Raw genomic sequence first — 17,460 nt, 5'->3', positions numbered from 1 at the left:
GGGCTTTTTTTGTGGGCGCCGGTTTAGAAGCGGAACACTTCCATATCGGTGCGAATCGGCGAAGCCATCGGCATTTTCGGCTTGTCCGGCTCATCCTTGGCCACTGGCTTGGAGGCGGCTTTCTTCTCCTCCACCAACGCCGGCTGGTTGGCCAACGGCTTGAGCGCAACGCTCAGTTGCTCGGCCAGGCGCTGCAGCAGAATGCCTTGGGCCTTGACCTGGGCAGCGGTGCCGCCAGCGTGCTTCTCTTCGAGGTGCACGATACGGTTATCCCGCACCTGGCCACGACGGTCCAGCAGGCGCCATTGCGCATCTAGGATGGCCGGCTGCGAATCACCGGAATCCAGACGGGTGATCGACAGCAACACCTGAACATCCGGCGTGCCGCTGTTAGTGGTCGGGGCCAGGGTTACCCGCTGGCTGTCCAGGCGCCACGCCAGTTGGCGCAGCAGCAGTTGATCGATATCCGAAGACAGGCTGCCGGCCCAACGACCATCGGTCGCCGCGCTGAGGCTGCCATCTGGCTGGCGCTGCAACAACGTTTCGCGTTGCAGGTAGTCGGCCACGGAAACCGGGCCCAGCAGGACCGACATACCGGTACCTTGCTTGGGTTGCCCAGGGTTGCCACTGTCGAGCTGGTAAAGCGCGACCGGCTGGTGAGCGGCGCAGCCGGCAAGGGCCAGTACACCGGTCAGCAATAAAACAGGAAGGCGCAGAAAAGTCATCATTCCATCCAGGCGGCAGCCACAAGGCACGCCGCAGTGATACCCAACGAATTCGTCTGGATGCTCAGCCACGCTGGCACCGCAAGAGGGCATATCATCCGCGAATATGCGCCCCGACTCCAGCGCAAAAGCGTCGATCTGCGCTTAAAAAGCCAGACCGACCGCTCTAGCGTGCTGCCTGGAAGCCATTCCCAAACAGCACCTGCGCATCAGCCGGCGCTTTCCACCAGCAAGGCATCAACCCGCTGGAAGCCACGAGGCAGTTTATTGCCGCGTCGGCCACGCTCGCCCTTGTAATGCTCAAGATCATCACCCTTGAGCGACAATGTACGCTTGCCGGCCTGCAATACAAGCGTCGCACCGTCGCAAATGACCGCCAAATCAGTGACGTACTCCTCACGGCTGGCGACGCGCTCACCCGGGATGCCAATGATTTTGTTGCCCTTTCCTTTGCCGAGCTGTGGCAGATCAGCCACTTTGAAAATCAGCAGGCGGCCTTCCGTGGTGACGGCCGCGAGCCAATTGTTCTCGCGATCCAGCACTGGCCGTGGCGCAAGCACCTTGGCGCCGTTGGGCAGGCTGAGCAGGGCCTTGCCGGCCTTGTTCTTGGCCTGCAGGTCCTCGCCCTTCACCACGAAGCCGTAGCCGGCGTCGGAGGCAATCACGTACAGCGCGTCATCCTCGGGCAGCAGCACGCATTCGAACGATGCACCCGGCGGCGGGGTCAGGCGGCCGGTGAGTGGCTCGCCCTGACCTCGGGCCGACGGCAGAGTGTGCGACGCCACCGAATAACTGCGGCCCGTAGAGTCGATGAACACCGAAAACTGGTTGGAACGGCCCATGGCCGCCGTCTTGAAACCGTCACCGGCCTTGTAGGACAGGCCAGTGGCGTCGATGTCGTGGCCCTTGGCGCAACGCACCCAGCCTTTTTCCGACAGCACCACCGTAACCGGCTCGGTGGGCATCAGCTCGTTTTCCGACAGGGCCTTGGCCTCTGCCCGGGCAACGATAGGCGACCGACGGTTATCCCCGTAGGTCTCGGCGTCCTTGATCAGTTCACTGCGTACCAGCTTGCGCAGCTTGGTTTCGCTGCCCAGCAGGGCCTGCAGCTTGGCTTGCTCCTTGGCCAGCTCATCCTGCTCGTTGCGAATCTTCATCTCTTCCAGACGCGCCAATTGCCGCAGGCGGGTCTCCAGGATGTATTCGGCCTGAGTCTCGGTGAGCTCGAAGCGGGCGATCAACGCGGCTTTCGGGTGTTCCTCGGTGCGGATGATGTGAATCACTTCATCCAGATTGAGGAACGCCACCAGCAAACCTTCCAACAGGTGCAGGCGACGCTCCACCTTGTCCAGGCGGAACTTGAGGCGGCGACGCACCGTGTTGATACGGAATTCCAGCCACTCCAGCAACAGCGCGCGCAGGTTCTTGAGCTGCGGGCGGCCGTCCAGGCCGATGATGTTGACGTTGACTCGGTAGGTGGATTCCAGTTCGGTGGTGGCGAACAGGTGCTGCATCAGTTCGTCGAGGTCCACGCGGTTGGAGCGGGGAATGATGACGATGCGGCAGGGGTTCTCGTGGTCGGACTCGTCACGCAGGTCAGCCACCATTGGCAGCTTCTTGGCCTGCATCTGCGCGGCAATCTGCTCCAGCACCTTGGCGCCGGACACCTGGTGCGGCAGCGCAGTGACGACGATATCGCCATCTTCGATGCGGTACACCGCACGCATGCGCACCGAGCCACGGCCGGTTTCGTAGATTTTCAGCAGTTCGGCGCGCGGCGTGATGATTTCCGCTTCGGTGGGGTAGTCCGGCCCCTGGATGTGCTCGCACAACTGCTCGACGGTGGCCTTGGGCTCGTCAAGCAGGCGCACGCAGGCGGTGGCTACCTCGCGCAGGTTATGCGGCGGCACGTCGGTGGCCATGCCCACGGCGATGCCGGTGGTACCGTTGAGCAAAATGTTCGGCAAACGCGCAGGCAATACGGCCGGCTCGTCGAGGGTGCCGTCGAAGTTCGGCACCCAATCCGCCGTACCCTGGCCCAGTTCGCTGAGCAGCACTTCGGAATAACGCGACAGGCGCGCTTCGGTGTAACGCATGGCCGCGAACGACTTGGGATCGTCCGGCGCACCCCAGTTGCCCTGGCCGTCCACCAGGGTGTAACGGTAGCTGAACGGCTGCGCCATCAGCACCATGGCTTCGTAGCAGGCCGAGTCGCCATGGGGGTGAAACTTGCCGAGCACGTCGCCCACGGTACGGGCCGACTTCTTGTGCTTGGAATCGGCATCCAGCCCCAGCTCACTCATGGCGTAGACAATACGGCGCTGGACCGGCTTGAGGCCGTCGCCGATGTGCGGCAGGGCCCGGTCCATGATCACGTACATGGAGTAGTTGAGGTAGGCCTGTTCGGTGAAGTCAGCCAGCGAGCGGCGTTCTACGCCATCCAGGCTGAGATCAAGGGAGTCGCTCATGCGGGCCTCATCATTGTGTAGTCTGGCGCAGCAGCATGGTGCCGCCGCGCTGGGAAAATTCGAGTTGTTTCAGGGCGCTCATGCCGAGCAGCACCTGGTCGCCATCCATGTCCGGTATGGCTACGGCGCGCACGTCCTTGAGGACAATGTCGCCCAATTGCAGGCTGTCGAGCCGGGTACGGTAGCCCTGGGCGTTGCCGTTGGCCGTGCTCACGGTAATCGGGTAGCCATAGGGCAGCTTCAGTTTTTCGGCCAGCGAGCGGCTGACCGCCACGTCAGTGGCGCCGGTGTCGAGCATAAACTGTACGGGCTTGCCGTTGATCATTCCGCTGGCCACGAAGTGCCCCTGACCATTGCTGGCCAGGCGTACCTCGACAAAACCCTGGCCGTGCTCGCTGGCCACCACCGGGTTGGGATTTTCGCGGCTTTGCTGCAGGTGCGCGAAGTACCGCGACGCCAGAAACAGCAACGCGGCCCAGAACAGGAACAGGAAGACCCTGCCTGCACGCTTGCCTGCCGGTTGCTGGCTCAAGGCGTGACATCCCACCCGCCCGCTGGCGCGGAAAAACGCCAGACAATCGGGCGCTTCTCGCCGTCGGCGCGGGCGCCGTCATTGTTGTCGATACCCACCCACGCGCCGGTATCGTCGATGACCAGGGCTTCGGCCAGGCCATATTTCTGCGAGTACTGACGCGAGGGAATCAAGGCCTCGTCGGCAAACGACCAGCAATGTTCCACCTGGGCGGTTTGAAGGTCACGGCGGCAAATCTGGTAGATGTTGCGCTCCAGGGTATACAGCTTGCCGTGATACAGCGCCAGGTCGGCGAAATCGCGCGCCACCTCGTGGGCCCCGGGCAACTGCGCCGGCTGCATTTCGTCGCCACTTTCGTTGAGCAAAATGCAGTTGCCATGGCAACCCCAGCCCTCCCCCGGCTGCTTGTACACCGACAGCAGGCCACGGTTCTGGCGTTCGGCGGCCAACCACAGGTGGTCACCTTCGGCGTTGATCGCCACCCCTTCGAAAATGGCATTGAACTGGCGCAGCATGCCTTTGGCATGGGCTTCGCGGATCACTGCCGGGTCGATTTTCAACCAGCTCGGCTGGCCGTCCACCGGCACCTTGAGCACCGCCGCGTAGCCTTCGCTCACCAGGTAGCGGTTGCCCTTGGCGTCGCAGGTAATGCCCTCAAAGTCCAGCACGCCGCCACGAATCACCGACGCAGCCTTGGCCGTGGCCCGCAGCATCAGTGGCAGGCCGGTATCCGGCACCGGAGGCGCTTCGATAGCCACGTTTTCCGCCTGCCACACCGTGTCACGGGTATCGAGCCGGTAAATCAGGTCGTCGTCGCGGTCGGATTCCGTCCACAGCCGGTCGCCACACAGGGCAAGCCCTGAAAGATTGCCACCGCGCATCCCTTCCACGGGGTGCTCGGACAGCATCTTCAGTTGCTCGACCGGTGCGGCCTGGGCCAGCAGCGGCAGGATGGTCAGCAGCAGCGCTGCCAACGCATACCGCATCAGGCCAGCACCTCGGCCAGGTTGCCCTTGGATTCCAGCCAGGACTTGCGATCACCGGCGCGCTTCTTCGCCAGCAGCATGTCCATGATTTCCGAGGCATGGGCGAAATCGTCCAGGGTCAACTGCACCAGGCGACGGGTGTTGGGGTCCATGGTGGTTTCGCGCAATTGCGGCGGATTCATCTCGCCCAGGCCCTTGAATCGGGTGACCTGCGGCTTGCCACGCTTCTTCTCGGCCACCAGGCGATCGAGAATGCCGTCGCGCTCGGCTTCGTCCAGGGCGTAGTAGATCTCCTTGCCCAGGTCGATACGGTACAGCGGTGGCATGGCCACGTAGACGTGGCCGGCATCCACCAGCGGGCGGAAATGCTGGACGAACAGCGCGCACAGCAAGGTAGCGATGTGCAGGCCGTCGGAGTCGGCGTCGGCGAGGATGCAGATCTTGCCGTAGCGCAGCTGGCTCATGTCTGCCGCACCTGGGTCCACGCCGATGGCCACGGCGATGTTGTGCACTTCCTGGCTGGCCAGCACTTCGCTGCCGTCCACTTCCCAGGTGTTGAGGATCTTGCCGCGCAGCGGCAGGATGGCCTGGAATTCCTTGTCGCGCGCCTGCTTGGCCGAACCGCCGGCGGAGTCACCCTCTACAAGGAACAGTTCGGAGCGCATCGGGTCCTGGCCTGCGCAGTCCGCCAGCTTGCCGGGCAGTGCCGGGCCCTGGGTAATGCGCTTGCGCTCGACCTTCTTGCTGGCCTTGAGGCGACGGCCGGCGTTGCTGATGGCCAGCTCGGCCAGTTGCATGCCCAGCTCGGGGTGGGCGTTGAGCCACAGGCTGAAGGCGTCCTTGACCACGCCGGACACGAACGCCGCGGCTTCGCGAGACGACAGGCGCTCCTTGGTCTGGCCAGAGAACTGCGCGTCCTGCATTTTCATCGACAGGACGAAGGCAATGCGCTCCCAGATGTCTTCCGGCGCCAGTTTCAGCCCGCGCGGCAGCAGGTTGCGGAATTCGCAGAACTCGCGCATGGCATCCAGCAAGCCTTGGCGCAGGCCGTTCACGTGCGTACCGCCCTGGGCGGTGGGAATCAGGTTGACGTAGCTTTCCTGCACGCTGTCGCCGCCTTCGGGCAGCCACAACAAGGCCCAGTCCACCGCTTCCTTGTTACCGGCCAGGCTACCGCAGAACGGCTCGTCGGGCAGGCGGCTGAACTCGGTAACCGCATCCACCAGGTAGGAACGCAGGCCATCCTCGTAGTGCCACTCGACCTTCTCGCCGCTGCCCTTGTCTTCGAAGCTCACCAGCAAGCCGGGGCACAACACGGCCTTGGCCTTGAGTACGTGCTTGAGGCGGCTGACGGAAAACTTCGGCGAATCGAAATACTTGGGGTCCGGCGCGAAATACACGCTGGTGCCCGTGTTGCGCTTGCCCACGGTACCAATCACTTCCAGGTCGGTGGCCTTGAAGCCATCGGCGAAGGTCATCTGGTATTCGTTGCCGTCGCGCTTGACCTTGACCCGCACCTGATTGGACAAGGCGTTGACCACGGAGATACCCACCCCGTGCAAGCCGCCGGAGAACTGGTAGTTCTTGTTGGAGAACTTGCCACCGGCGTGCAACTTGGTGAGGATCAGTTCGACACCGCTGACACCCTCTTCCGGATGTATGTCCACGGGCATGCCGCGGCCGTCGTCGCTCACTTCCAGCGAGTGGTCGGCGTGCAGGATGACCTGGATCGACTTGGCGTGGCCTGCCAGCGCTTCATCGACGCTGTTGTCGATGACTTCCTGGGCCAGGTGGTTCGGCCGCGTGGTATCGGTGTACATGCCCGGGCGTTTGCGCACCGGGTCGAGGCCCGAGAGGACTTCGATGGCGTCTGCGTTATAAGAGCTAGCGCTGGGATTGGCCATGGGTTCTCGTCGTCAGTCGTTCGTGAAAAATAAAAGGCTCAAAGCTGGGCGAAATCAATGTCGCGGTATACACCCGGCTCAATGCCGGCAAAATTCAGCAGGCTGGGCAATTGTGCCGCAAAACCCTGGTAACCATGGTCGCCACCGGCCTGGATACGCAGCGCGCAAGCACGGTAAAAACGCTCTGCCTGGCGGTAATCAAGGGTTTCATCGGCGGTTTGCAGCCACACTTGATAGCGCTGGGCGTGTTGCGGCGCCGGCACTTCCAGCTCGGCCAGGGCGTGCACGTGGTCGTCGGTCAGCTCCCAGCGTTCACCGGTGTACAGGTTTTGCTGGGTGCCCAGGAAACCGTCGAACAGACGGTGCGGGTTGACCACCGGGTTGATCAGCAGTGCCTTGAGCCCGTGGTGCTCGGCCAGGTGAGTGGCATAGTAGCCGCCCAGCGAACTTCCCACCAGCAAGGGCGCGCCCAGCTCGGCGATCGCCCCCTCCAGCTGGCCAATGGCCTGGCGCGGATGGTGATGCAGCGCTGGCACCCGCAACTGGCCCTCCAGGCCCATGCGGTGCATGACCTCGGTCAGTGTGCTGGCCTTCTTCGACGCCGGCGCGCTGTTCAGACCGTGGATATAAAGAATGGAACCTGTCACGCCGACACCTCCCGTGCAAAAGGCGCCAGTTTACAGCGCCTTGGTGACGTTTAGGCAGGGGAAGAGGTTCTGTAACGATTTATCGGGCGGAACAACCCTACCTTGGGCAGACGGCCCCATCGGTGAGCTTGCCAAGCACTACCCTTCAGCACCGATCGGGCCACCTGCCAATCACTTGAATCTTAACGCCCAGGAAGTTGAGGTCGCAGGCATTCCAAAGTACCCATCCTGCGTCGTTTCAACAAAACGACCTGGACTTGGCGGTCCGGTTACGACGGCGCAACAGCGTCCATGGATCAGTGCTGGCGCTATTGGCGCCGGCATTGCTGTGCTATGGCGGGTTGCGCAGGGACTTCCCCGGAAGTGCCAGCCCCTTCGTGCTGGTCCGCCAACCTTGCGTAATCCGCCACCTAATCTGCTTGGCGGCAAAAGGTGACGGTCTCTATCACGAAGCAGATGCACCATGCACGAAACCACCCACACGCCCCCCGGCGTAACCGAATTCGGCCAATGCGGCTCGGACGGCGCACACCTGTTCCTTATCAACCCGCACATCCCCTGTGGATAACTACAGGGGCTAGACGCCTGAATCAGCAAAAAAGCGCTACGAAGCCGCCTTCAGTGGGTGCAGTGCGATAGCGCCTACAACAGCAGGCACTCAATACCCTTCCGCGCTCATGTCCGGCGTAAATTCGAACCCTTCCAACCGCGAAACCCCAGTCTCGATCTTGCCATCGGGCAACAACCGCAACCAGCGATAGCCCGGCGCCTTGTCATCCAGCGCGAAATCCTCGCTGCGCGGGGTGAACTGGATGCAGGTCGACGGCGAGGCAAACAGGCGCACGCCGTTGCGCTCGCGCTCGAAGTCTTGGTGGATATGGCCCCACAGCAGCGCACGCACCTGAGGGAAACGGTCGAGCACTTCGAACAGCGCGTGGGGATTGCGCAAGCCGATCGGCTCCATCCATTGGCAATCGATGGACACCGGGTGGTGATGGAAGCAGATCAGGTGGTGGCGCTCGGGCGCTTCGCTGAGGGCCTGGGCCAGCAGTTGCAACTGGTCGTCGGCCAGGTAGCCGGGCACCGAGCCAGGCACGGAGGAGTCGAGCAAGGTGATGCGCCAGTTGCCCAGGTCGACCACGGGCTGCAGATAGTCCCGGCCCTTCGCGGCCTGCTCCATCGGCAGCGGCTCATCGTGATTGCCCGCAAACCAGCGCTTGGGGGCCTGGATAGTGGCCGTCAGCGCCTCGAAGCGCCGGTAGGACTCGACACTGCCGTCCTGGGAAATGTCGCCACTGGCCACTACCAGGTCGATGCGGGGCTGCTCGGCGAGCACCCGTTCCACCACCCGCGCCAGGCTGTCGGCGGTTTTCAGGCCCAGCAGTGCGCCGTCCGCATCAGCAAACAGATGGCTGTCCGAAATCTGCACCAGCAGCACGGGTTCATCGGTAGTGGGGGTGGATGCGCTCGGCAAGGCCGTCTCCTTCATGCGGGGTCAGCAAGGATTATGGTGGGGATGTGGGCGGGGGGCAAACGCGGGGGCGGGATGTGGCTCACATCTGGGGATAAAAAGAGGAAATGTGGTGAGACCCAGAGGGGCCTGCCGGGTGTTTTTTATCGCCCTTGAATCGCGCGGCGCGCGATCTCAACAACACTACAATCCTGAAGACACGCACTAAGGCGCCCAAACCAACCCTCAATCCCTACCGCACATACTCATACTCATGCCCACACGCCAGGCAATGGCTCAACCACTCCCCTAAAAACAGGTTCAACTGAGCCTTCTCGTCCGGCTGGTGCATGCTGGCATTGGGGTACGGGTACACGCTGCGGAACCGCCGTGCGTGTTCGGCGCTGACCACTTCGGCCATGCGCGCGTCATGGTAGACCTGCACTTCCATTTGCGGCACCGGCAGCCAGGGCAGGCTGTGTTCCTGGCGCACGCGCAGGGTGGTGGTGTACGGGCAGGCCAGCACCACTTCCAGGGTGAGCACGCCCAGCATCTGTTCACCCTGGGTCATGGCCACTTTGCGCGAATGCTGTTCGTGGCGCATGTTCGGCAACAGGCGCATCAGGCGCGCATAGTTGGCCTCGCAGGCTGCCTGCAGGCCGACCAGGTCGACACGGTAGCGTTCGCGCAACAGGTTCACTTCCACAGCCCCCTGACTTCTTCGCGGTTCAACGCCAGCCACTGCAGGGCGATGATCGTTGCCGCGTTGATGATCTTGCCATCGCGCACGGCCTGCAGGGCGTCTTCATAGGCCCAGACCGTCACGCGAATATCCTCGTTTTCTTCCTTCAGGCCAAACAGGCCGCCCACGCCTTCGCTGTCGCAGTGCCCCAGGTAAAGATGCACGAACTCGTTGCTGCCGCCTGGCGAAGGGAAGTACTTGGTGATCGGCCAGAGCGATTGCAAGGTCAGTCCAGCTTCCTCCTCGGCTTCGCGGTGCGCAACTTCTTCCGGTTGCTCAGCCGTGTCGATCAGACCAGCAACCATCTCCACCAGCCACGGGTTGGCAGTCTTGAGCATGGAGCCGACACGAAACTGTTCCAGCAGCACCACTTCATCACGCTTGGGGTCGTAGGGCAGCACGCACACCGCATCGTGGCGCACGAACACTTCGCGGGTCATCTCCTTGCTGGTGCCGCCGTCGAACAGTTCGTGGCGCAGGTGCAGGCGGTCAAGCTGGTAGAAGCCTTTGTAGCAATTCTCGCGCTTGAGGATCTCGACCTTGGTCGGCTGGGCCCTGTCTGTCATGTAAAACCTCGTCTTCGTCCATGCAGCTTCGCGCCATCCTAACTGTGATGCCGCGCGTTTGCAGCCCCTTTCAAGACCGATCCGCGAGCGGCAAGATAGGCGGCAAGCCCCTGGCCCGATACTATTGAGCTTAGTGGCGAACTGAAGGCGTTGCCGAGAGTCGAAGCACGACAACATTTGCCCGCTATCCCCTTCTTGACCGTCAAGGATCACCATGTCGCTTCTGAAATTCACGTCCATGGCCTGCCTGGCCCTGACACTGGGCGCCTGCCAAAGCCTGTTTCAGCCGAGCATGCACACTGCGCTGCAGACCAAGCGTGACGCCTGGGAACACACCAAGCCCGGCTGCACCACGCCTGACTGCCCGCTGGTGAACCTGGATGTGATCCACTTCCCTGCCGAGCCGGAGCTTGACCCGATCATCGAGCGCCGCCTGTTGCAATTGACCCGCACCGACAACAATGCACCGCTACCGGCATCGCTGAAGGAATACGAAGCCACGTTCCTGGCCACGGCCCCCAACCGCTACGGCAGCTACCTGCAATCCAAGATACGCGAGCAGCATGACGGGCTGGTGATCATCGAGGTGTCCAGCTACCTGGACAACGGCGAGGCCCACGGGATCCCGGGGCGCGGTTTCATCAACTGGTCGCGCCAGCAACACAAGGTGCTGACGCTGCAGGATATGCTGGTGCCTGGCCAGGAAGCGGCGTTCTGGAAAGCGGCCGAGGAAGCCCATCGTGGCTGGATGTCGATGAACGGCCTGGCCAGCGACCCCAAATTCATCAATGACTGGCACTTCAAGCAGACGCCGCACATCGCCCTGACCTACGGCGGCGTCATTCTCAAGTATGACGTGGACACCATCGCGCCCTACGCATTGGGGCAGCCGGAAATCAAGATCGACTACCTGCGCCTGAATGGCGTGCTCAAGCCGGAACTGTTTCCCGGCCGCGGCTGAATGCGGCCAGCACCGCATGCAACAACCCTGCCAACAGCAATGAAGGCAGGGTAGCGCCCACCTCGGGGTAAAGGTTGGCCAGCACGTGATAGGTGGCAATACCACCAGCCCAGGCCACTAGCGCGGTCCAGCGCAGCGGCGCGGGCTGGGCCTGGGCGCTGCGCTTGCGCAGAATGAAGTGATCCACCAGCACAACGCCGAACAGTGGCGCGAACACCGAGCCGATCAGCAGCAGGAAGTTCTGGTACTGCGCCAGCGGTGCGAAACAGGCTATCAGGGTGCAGATCACACCGATGGCCAACGCCAGATGCTCCACTTTCAAACGCACCAGCAGCCCGGTGGATACCGCCGCCGAATGGATGTCGGCGAAAGCGTTTTCCGACTCGTCGAGCAGGATCAGCAGCAGTGGGATACCCAGGCCTGCACCGGCCAGTGCCAGCAGCAAAGCGTTGGTCTCGCCACTCGGGGCAAACGCCAGCGTGTAGGCCACACCCAGGCTCATCAGCCAGAAGTTGCCGATGAAGAAGCCCAGAACGGTCCCACCGAACACGCCTTTGGCCGCACGGCCGAAACGCGAGTAGTCGGCTATCAGCGGCAGCCACGACAGCGGCATGGCGATGGCGATGTCGAAGCCCACGGCGAAGGCCATGCTGCCGTCACCGGGCTTGGCCCACAGCGCGGCCAGGTCAGCCTTGGCGAACAGGTTCCAGGTCAGCCACAGGCAAGCCGCCAGCAGCAGCCAGATACCCCATTTGCGCAGGATCTTGCGCACGAAGGTGAGTGGCCCGCTGACGGCCAGCAGGGTCGCCAGCGCGCCGAACACCAGGGTCCAGAGCATGGGGTTGGCCCCCAGGTTGCCCTCGCCGAACGCCCGCGCACCGAGCAGGCTAGCGGCGTCGCGCATGACGATGATTTCGAAAGCGCCCCAGCCCACCAGTTGCAGCAGGTTGAGCAGCGCAGGCAGCGCCGCGCCGTATTGGCCAAGGCTCAGGCGCAAAGCGGCCATGGACGACAGGCCGGTATCACTGCCGATCACGCCGACAGCGGCCAGCAGCACCACGCCTACCGCGGTACCCAGCAGGATGGCCAGCAACGAGCCCGACAGGCCCAGGCCCGGTGCCAGCAAGGCACCGGTTTGCAGCACCATCAGGCCGATGCCCAACGAGAACCACAGGGAAAACAGGTCCCGCGCGCCGAAAACGCGCTGGGAGGAAGGGACGGCTGCGTCCGGGGAGTAATGGCTGGGTGTGTTCAATTTGGATCTCGGGTGAGATATAGGATTGTTGTAAGAACCTGTGGGAGCTGGCCTGCCAGCTCCCACAATTTTCAATTCGCCATCAGGAATGAATCAAACCTTCTGGTACAGCTGGCTGCCTTCCTGCTTGAAGCGTTCGGCCTGCTCGCGCATGCCCTCTTCCACCGACAGGTCAACGGCCTGGATCTTCTGGTTGGCGGCGTATTCACGCACTTCCTGGGTGATTTTCATCGAGCAGAACTTCGGCCCGCACATGGAGCAGAAATGCGCCACCTTGGCCGAATCCTTGGGCAAGGTTTCATCGTGATAGGCACGCGCCGTGTCCGGGTCCAGGCCCAGGTTGAACTGGTCTTCCCAGCGAAACTCGAAGCGCGCCTTGCTCAGGGCATTGTCGCGGATCTGCGCGCCCGGGTGCCCCTTGGCCAGATCGGCGGCATGGGCCGCGATCTTATAGGTGATGATGCCGGTCTTGACGTCATCCTTGTTCGGCAGGCCCAGGTGTTCCTTGGGCGTCACGTAGCAGAGCATGGCGCAACCGAACCAGCCGATCATCGCCGCACCGATGCCCGAGGTAATGTGGTCATACCCCGGTGCAATGTCAGTGGTCAGCGGGCCCAAGGTATAGAACGGCGCCTCGTCGCAGCACTCCAGCTGCTTGTCCATGTTCTCCTTGATCAACTGCATAGGCACGTGGCCAGGGCCTTCGATCATGCACTGCACGTCATGCTTCCAGGCGATCTTGGTCAGCTCGCCCAGGGTTTCCAGTTCGCCGAACTGCGCTTCGTCGTTGGCGTCGGCAATGGAGCCGGGACGCAGGCCGTCGCCCAGCGAGAAGCTGACGTCGTAGGCTTTCATGATTTCGCAGATTTCATCGAAATGGGTGTAAAGGAAGTTCTCTTTGTGATGCGCCAGGCACCACTTGGCCATGATCGAGCCGCCACGGCTGACGATGCCGGTGACACGCTTGGCGGTCAGCGGCACGTAGCGCAGCAACACGCCGGCGTGGATGGTGAAGTAGTCCACACCCTGCTCGGCCTGCTCGATCAGGGTGTCGCGGAACAGCTCCCAGGTCAGGTCCTCGGCCACGCCGTTGACCTTTTCCAGCGCCTGGTAGATAGGCACGGTACCGATAGGCACCGGCGAGTTGCGGATGATCCACTCGCGGGTTTCGTGAATGTGCTTGCCGGTGGACAAGTCCATCACCGTGTCCGAGCCCCAGCGAATGCCCCAGGTCAGCTTGGCCACTTCTTCCTCGATGGAGGAACCCAGGGCGCTGTTGCCGATGTTGCCGTTGATCTTCACCAGGAAGTTGCGGCCGATGATCATCGGCTCAAGTTCGGTGTGGTTGATGTTGGCCGGAATGATCGCCCGGCCGCGGGCGATTTCCTCACGCACGAATTCGGCGGTTATCTCTTTTGGAATGCTGGCGCCGAAGCTGTGGCCCTTGTGCTGTTCTTTCAGCAGGCCGGCGGCGCGAGCCTCGGCCAACTTCATGTTTTCGCGGATGGCCACATACTCCATCTCGGCGGTGATGATGCCCTGGCGCGCATAGTGCATCTGGCTGACGTTGGCCCCGGCCTTGGCCCGGCGCGGGTTGCGCACGTGGGCGAAGCGCAGCTTGGTCAGCTCTTCATCGCTGAGGCGCTGCTGGCCGAAGTTCGAGCTCAGCCCGTCCAGGCGCTCGGTGTCGCAGCGGTCGTCGATCCAGGCCGAACGCACATCGGCCAGGCCCTTGCGCACGTCGATGGTGACAGCGGGGTCGGTGTAGGGGCCGGAGGTGTCGTAGACAGTGACCGGGGCGTTGATCTCGCCACCGAAGTCAGTGGGGGTCACGTCCAGGCTGATCTCACGCATGGGCACGCGGATATCGGGGCGCGAGCCCTGCACATAGACTTTTTGCGAACGGGTGAACGGTTGTACCGACTGTGCGTCGACCTGGGCCGATTCGCTCAGGTGGGCAAGATTTTTTTCTTGTTTACTCATCACAGGCTCTCCAGACAGCATCCAGCAGTGGAATGTCGGGAGTGAACCTGAAAAGGCACGGACTGCACCTGGAGCGGTGCTGTGCTTTGTCCATTTCAATCGTTCAAAAAATGAACGATTTCCCGGACGAAGCACAAGAGGACTCGCCGGGAGGACGAGAAATCTTGTTCCCTACGCAGGCGCTAACCTGATCAGGTTCAACGGGATCCGGATTAACCGATCTCAGCCTTTCACTCAAGGCACCCCGACAAGAACCCGGTCAGTCTAGACGCGCGGCATGGCAAACGCCAAGTGTTGTGTGATCGCGCTGGATAAATGGCGTAAATACCGGATTGTTGCAGTACGCGCGTGCTACTACACTCGCACAGCGATTAATAACAAGGATTGAGTCATGCTGCGCAAAATTGCACTGGCCGTTGCCGTGTCGACGGCGGTCAACGGAATGCTTCAGGCAGCAGAAATCGCGCCTCTGGCCAGCCGCACCGACCTCGTCAGCGTGTACCAGGAAGCCGTGAACAACAACGCCGACCTGGCCGCTGCCCGCGCCGACTACAAGGCCCAGAGCGAAGTGGTGCCCCAGGCACGTGCCGGCTTGTTGCCCAACCTGTCGGCCGGCAGCGACATCACCAATGTACGCACCCAGCTCGATGAACCTGCCCAGACCACTACCCGCAGCGGCACCAGCTACCAGGCCACGCTGTCGCAGCCGATCTTCCGCGCCGATCGCTGGTTCCAGTACCAGGCGGCCAAGGCGGTAGACGAACAGGCCGCCCTGCAGTTGTCGGCCACCGAGCAGAATCTGATTCTGCAGACCGCCGAAGACTACTTCAGCGTGCTGCGCGCCGAAGACACCCTGGCCGCCACCAAGGCCGAGGAAGCGGCGTTCAAGCGCCAGCTGGACCAGTCCAATGAGCGCTTCAATGTCGGGCTCTCCGACAAGACCGACGTACTGCAATCCCAGGCCAGCTACGACACCGCGCGAGCCAACCGCATCCTTGCCCAGCGCCAGGTGGATGATGCGTTCGAAGCCCTGGTGACGCTCACCAACCGCGACTACAACTCGGTACAGGGCATCGTTCACACCCTGCCGGTGCTGCCGCCCAGCCCCAACGATGCCAAGACCTGGGTCGAAACGGCCTCGCAACAGAACCTGAACCTGCAGGCCAGTGCCTTCGCCGTGACCAGCGCCGAGGAAACCCTGCGCCAGCGCAAGGCCGGCCACGCCCCCACCGTGGATGCGGTGGCCAAGTACGAGAAGGGTGACAACGACCTGTTGGGCTTCAGCAACCCCAGCGCCTATCCGGGCGTGACGTATCACGGTGACGTGGAACAGCGCACCATCGGCCTGCAGGTCAATATTCCGTTGTACAGCGGCGGCCTGACCAGCTCCCAGGTGCGCGAGGCCTACCAGCGGCTGAGCCAGAGCGAGCAGCAGCGCGAAGGGTTGCGCCGCCAGGTGGTGGAGAACACCCGCAACCTGCACCGTGCGGTGAACACCGACGTGGAACAGGTGCAGGCGCGCAAGCAGTCGATCATTTCCAACCAAAGCGCCGTGGAAGCCACCGAAATCGGCTATCAGGTGGGTACGCGCAACATTGTCGACGTGCTGGACGCCCAGCGCCAGCTGTACTCCTCAGTGCGCGACTACAACAACAGCCGCTACGACTACATCCTCGACAACCTGCGCCTGAAGCAGGCGGCAGGCACATTGAGCCCCCAGGACCTGCAAGACCTGGAACGCTGGCTCAAGCCCGACTACAACCCGGACAAGGACTTCCTGCCGCCAGACTTGGCCAAGGCGGCGCAGGACCTGCTGAAACCCCCACCCAAGGCACGCAAATAGCCCTTGCAGGAGCGGACCGTGTTCGCGAAGGCCGCACCGCGAATTACCCGACACACCGCGGCGCCTGGTTCGCGCACACGGTCCGCCCCTACAGAGATTGCGTGGTCCGTGTGGTCAACAGCGCCGACAGGCTATTGAGCAACCGCTCCAGCGCGCCCTGGTTGGCCTGCATCACCGCCAACCCGGCCGCGCCGATACGCCTGGCATCCTGGGGCAGTTCGATCAACTGGCGCACCGCCACGGCCAACCCCGCCGCGTCATCGACTTCAATCAACGCGTCGGCCTGGCGCAACATGGCGGCGATCTCCAGGAAGTTGAACAGGTGCGGCCCGCTGAGCACCGGCTTGGCCAATGCCGCCGGTTCCAGCAGGTTATGCCCGCCATTGGGTACCAGGCTGCCGCCGACAAAAGCGCTGTCGGCCAGGGCGTAGAGCAATAGCAGCTCGCCCATGGTATCGCCCACCAGCACCTGCTGCCGCGCCGTGACAGGCTCACCACTGGCGCGGCGCACACTGTCGAAGCCTTGGCTGACGCACAACTCGAACACGCTGTTGAAGCGCTCGGGGTGGCGCGGCACCAAAATCAGCAAGGCGTCGGCATGGCTGGCCAAAACCTGGCGGTGAGCAGCCAGCACGATCGCGTCCTCGCCTTCGTGGGTGCTGGCGGCAATCCATACCGGGCGCTGCCTGGCTTGCCATTCTTCACGCAGTTGCGCGGCACGTTGCAGCAGGCTGGCGTCCACCTTGAGGTCGAACTTGATCGAACCGGTCACCTGCACGCACTCTGGCCGCGCGCCCAACTGGCGGAAGCGCTGGGCCTCGGTTTCGGTCTGCACGGCAATCAGGCTCATCTCGGCCAGCATCGGCGCAGTCAGCTTGGCGAAACGCGCATACCCGCGCGCCGAACGCTCCGACAGCCGAGCATTGGCCAGCGCCACAGGGATCCCGCGCACCGCGCACTGGTGAATATGGTTAGGCCACAACTCGGTTTCCATGATCACCGCCAGCCGTGGCTGCGCGTGATCAAGAAACCGCCCGGCCGCCCACGGCAGGTCATAGGGCAGATAGCAGTGCTGCACACGCGGTTCGTTGCCGAACATGGCCTGGATGCGTTCCGAGCCCGTGGGCGTCATGCAGGTGATGGTGATCGGCAACTGCGGGTAGCGCAGCAGCAGTTCACGAATCATGGGCGCGGCGGCAATGCTTTCGCCCACCGACACCGCGTGCACCCAGATACCGCCGGTGCGCATGCTCGGCAGGTTCCTGGCAAAACGTTCGCCAATGCGCTTGGCGTACGCGGGCGCCTTGCGCGCCCGCAGCCACAACCGCAACGCCACCCATGGCAGCCCCAGGTGAAACAGCAAGGTATAGAGAGTTCTGTTCATGGCGGCGGAGTTTA

The 17,460-nt window shown here is 62.8% G+C and carries 14 protein-coding genes and 1 riboswitch; of the genes, 2 read left to right on the top strand and 12 right to left on the bottom strand.

The window, feature by feature from the left end; all coding sequences use genetic code 11:
- Positions 1–23 precede the first annotated feature (23 nt).
- The 9 genes from PMM47T1_RS09910 to PMM47T1_RS09870 form a co-directional block, all read right to left on the bottom strand.
- Entirely contained in the window at positions 24–728 is a 705-nt protein-coding gene (locus PMM47T1_RS09910) for a PqiC family protein (protein WP_008368217.1), read from the bottom strand.
- A gap of 206 nt (positions 729–934) precedes the next feature.
- Entirely contained in the window at positions 935–3,193 is a 2,259-nt protein-coding gene (gene parC, locus PMM47T1_RS09905; RefSeq protein WP_008368215.1) for a DNA topoisomerase IV subunit A, read from the bottom strand.
- Between the two features lie 10 nt (positions 3,194–3,203).
- On the bottom strand, positions 3,204–3,725 hold the full coding sequence (locus tag PMM47T1_RS09900; protein ID WP_008368213.1) for a retropepsin-like aspartic protease family protein: 522 nt from the start codon (positions 3,723–3,725) through the stop codon (positions 3,204–3,206).
- Complete coding sequence (locus PMM47T1_RS09895) at positions 3,722–4,711, bottom strand: esterase-like activity of phytase family protein (RefSeq protein ID WP_008368211.1); 990 nt, start codon at positions 4,709–4,711, stop codon at positions 3,722–3,724. The genes PMM47T1_RS09900 and PMM47T1_RS09895 overlap by 4 nt, the downstream gene beginning before the upstream one ends.
- The gene (gene parE, locus PMM47T1_RS09890) at positions 4,711–6,615 is read right to left on the bottom strand and encodes a DNA topoisomerase IV subunit B (protein WP_008368209.1); all 1,905 of its coding nucleotides are present in this window, start codon (positions 6,613–6,615) and stop codon (positions 4,711–4,713) included. The genes PMM47T1_RS09895 and parE overlap by 1 nt, the downstream gene beginning before the upstream one ends.
- 38 nt (positions 6,616–6,653) lie before the next feature.
- Complete coding sequence (locus PMM47T1_RS09885; protein WP_008368208.1) at positions 6,654–7,262, bottom strand: YqiA/YcfP family alpha/beta fold hydrolase; 609 nt, start codon at positions 7,260–7,262, stop codon at positions 6,654–6,656.
- A gap of 658 nt (positions 7,263–7,920) precedes the next feature.
- On the bottom strand, positions 7,921–8,736 hold the full coding sequence (gene cpdA, locus PMM47T1_RS09880) for a 3',5'-cyclic-AMP phosphodiesterase (protein ID WP_008368207.1): 816 nt from the start codon (positions 8,734–8,736) through the stop codon (positions 7,921–7,923).
- Positions 8,737–8,965: 229 nt separating this feature from the next.
- A complete protein-coding gene (locus PMM47T1_RS09875) occupies positions 8,966–9,418 on the bottom strand; it encodes a DUF1249 domain-containing protein (protein WP_008368205.1) in 453 nt (150 codons plus the stop codon).
- Entirely contained in the window at positions 9,409–10,020 is a 612-nt protein-coding gene (locus PMM47T1_RS09870; RefSeq protein WP_008368203.1) for an NUDIX domain-containing protein, read from the bottom strand. The genes PMM47T1_RS09875 and PMM47T1_RS09870 overlap by 10 nt, the downstream gene beginning before the upstream one ends.
- A 214-nt stretch (positions 10,021–10,234) precedes the next feature.
- On the opposite strand from PMM47T1_RS09870, the gene PMM47T1_RS09865 reads away from it, so the two are divergent.
- A complete protein-coding gene (locus PMM47T1_RS09865; protein WP_008368201.1) occupies positions 10,235–10,981 on the top strand; it encodes a DUF3298 domain-containing protein in 747 nt (248 codons plus the stop codon).
- On the opposite strand, the gene cytX is transcribed toward PMM47T1_RS09865, so the two are convergent.
- A complete protein-coding gene (cytX, locus tag PMM47T1_RS09860) occupies positions 10,950–12,236 on the bottom strand; it encodes a putative hydroxymethylpyrimidine transporter CytX (protein WP_008368199.1) in 1,287 nt (428 codons plus the stop codon). The two genes, PMM47T1_RS09865 and cytX, sit on opposite strands and share 32 nt — an antisense overlap.
- Positions 12,237–12,329: 93 nt before the next feature.
- Positions 12,330–14,219 carry a phosphomethylpyrimidine synthase ThiC gene (thiC, locus tag PMM47T1_RS09855; RefSeq protein WP_008368197.1) on the bottom strand — a complete coding sequence of 630 codons (1,890 nt, stop codon included), beginning with the start codon at positions 14,217–14,219 and terminating at the stop codon, positions 12,330–12,332.
- A gap of 151 nt (positions 14,220–14,370) precedes the next feature.
- A riboswitch (TPP riboswitch) is annotated at positions 14,371–14,476 on the bottom strand.
- Positions 14,477–14,610: 134 nt separating this feature from the next.
- Between thiC and PMM47T1_RS09850 the strand changes: the two genes are divergently transcribed.
- A complete protein-coding gene (locus PMM47T1_RS09850) occupies positions 14,611–16,062 on the top strand; it encodes a TolC family outer membrane protein (RefSeq protein ID WP_008368195.1) in 1,452 nt (483 codons plus the stop codon).
- Positions 16,063–16,150: 88 nt separating this feature from the next.
- Here the strand turns inward: PMM47T1_RS09850 and waaA are convergent, their stop codons facing one another.
- A complete protein-coding gene (waaA, locus tag PMM47T1_RS09845) occupies positions 16,151–17,446 on the bottom strand; it encodes a lipid IV(A) 3-deoxy-D-manno-octulosonic acid transferase (RefSeq protein WP_043300897.1) in 1,296 nt (431 codons plus the stop codon).
- Between the last annotated feature and the right edge of the window lie 14 nt (positions 17,447–17,460).

Source organism: Pseudomonas sp. M47T1 (assembly GCF_000263855.1).
Taxonomy (GTDB): Bacteria; Pseudomonadota; Gammaproteobacteria; order Pseudomonadales; family Pseudomonadaceae; genus Aquipseudomonas.
Note: the sequence above shows the minus strand (reverse complement) of the source record. Positions and strands in the feature narration are given on the sequence as shown.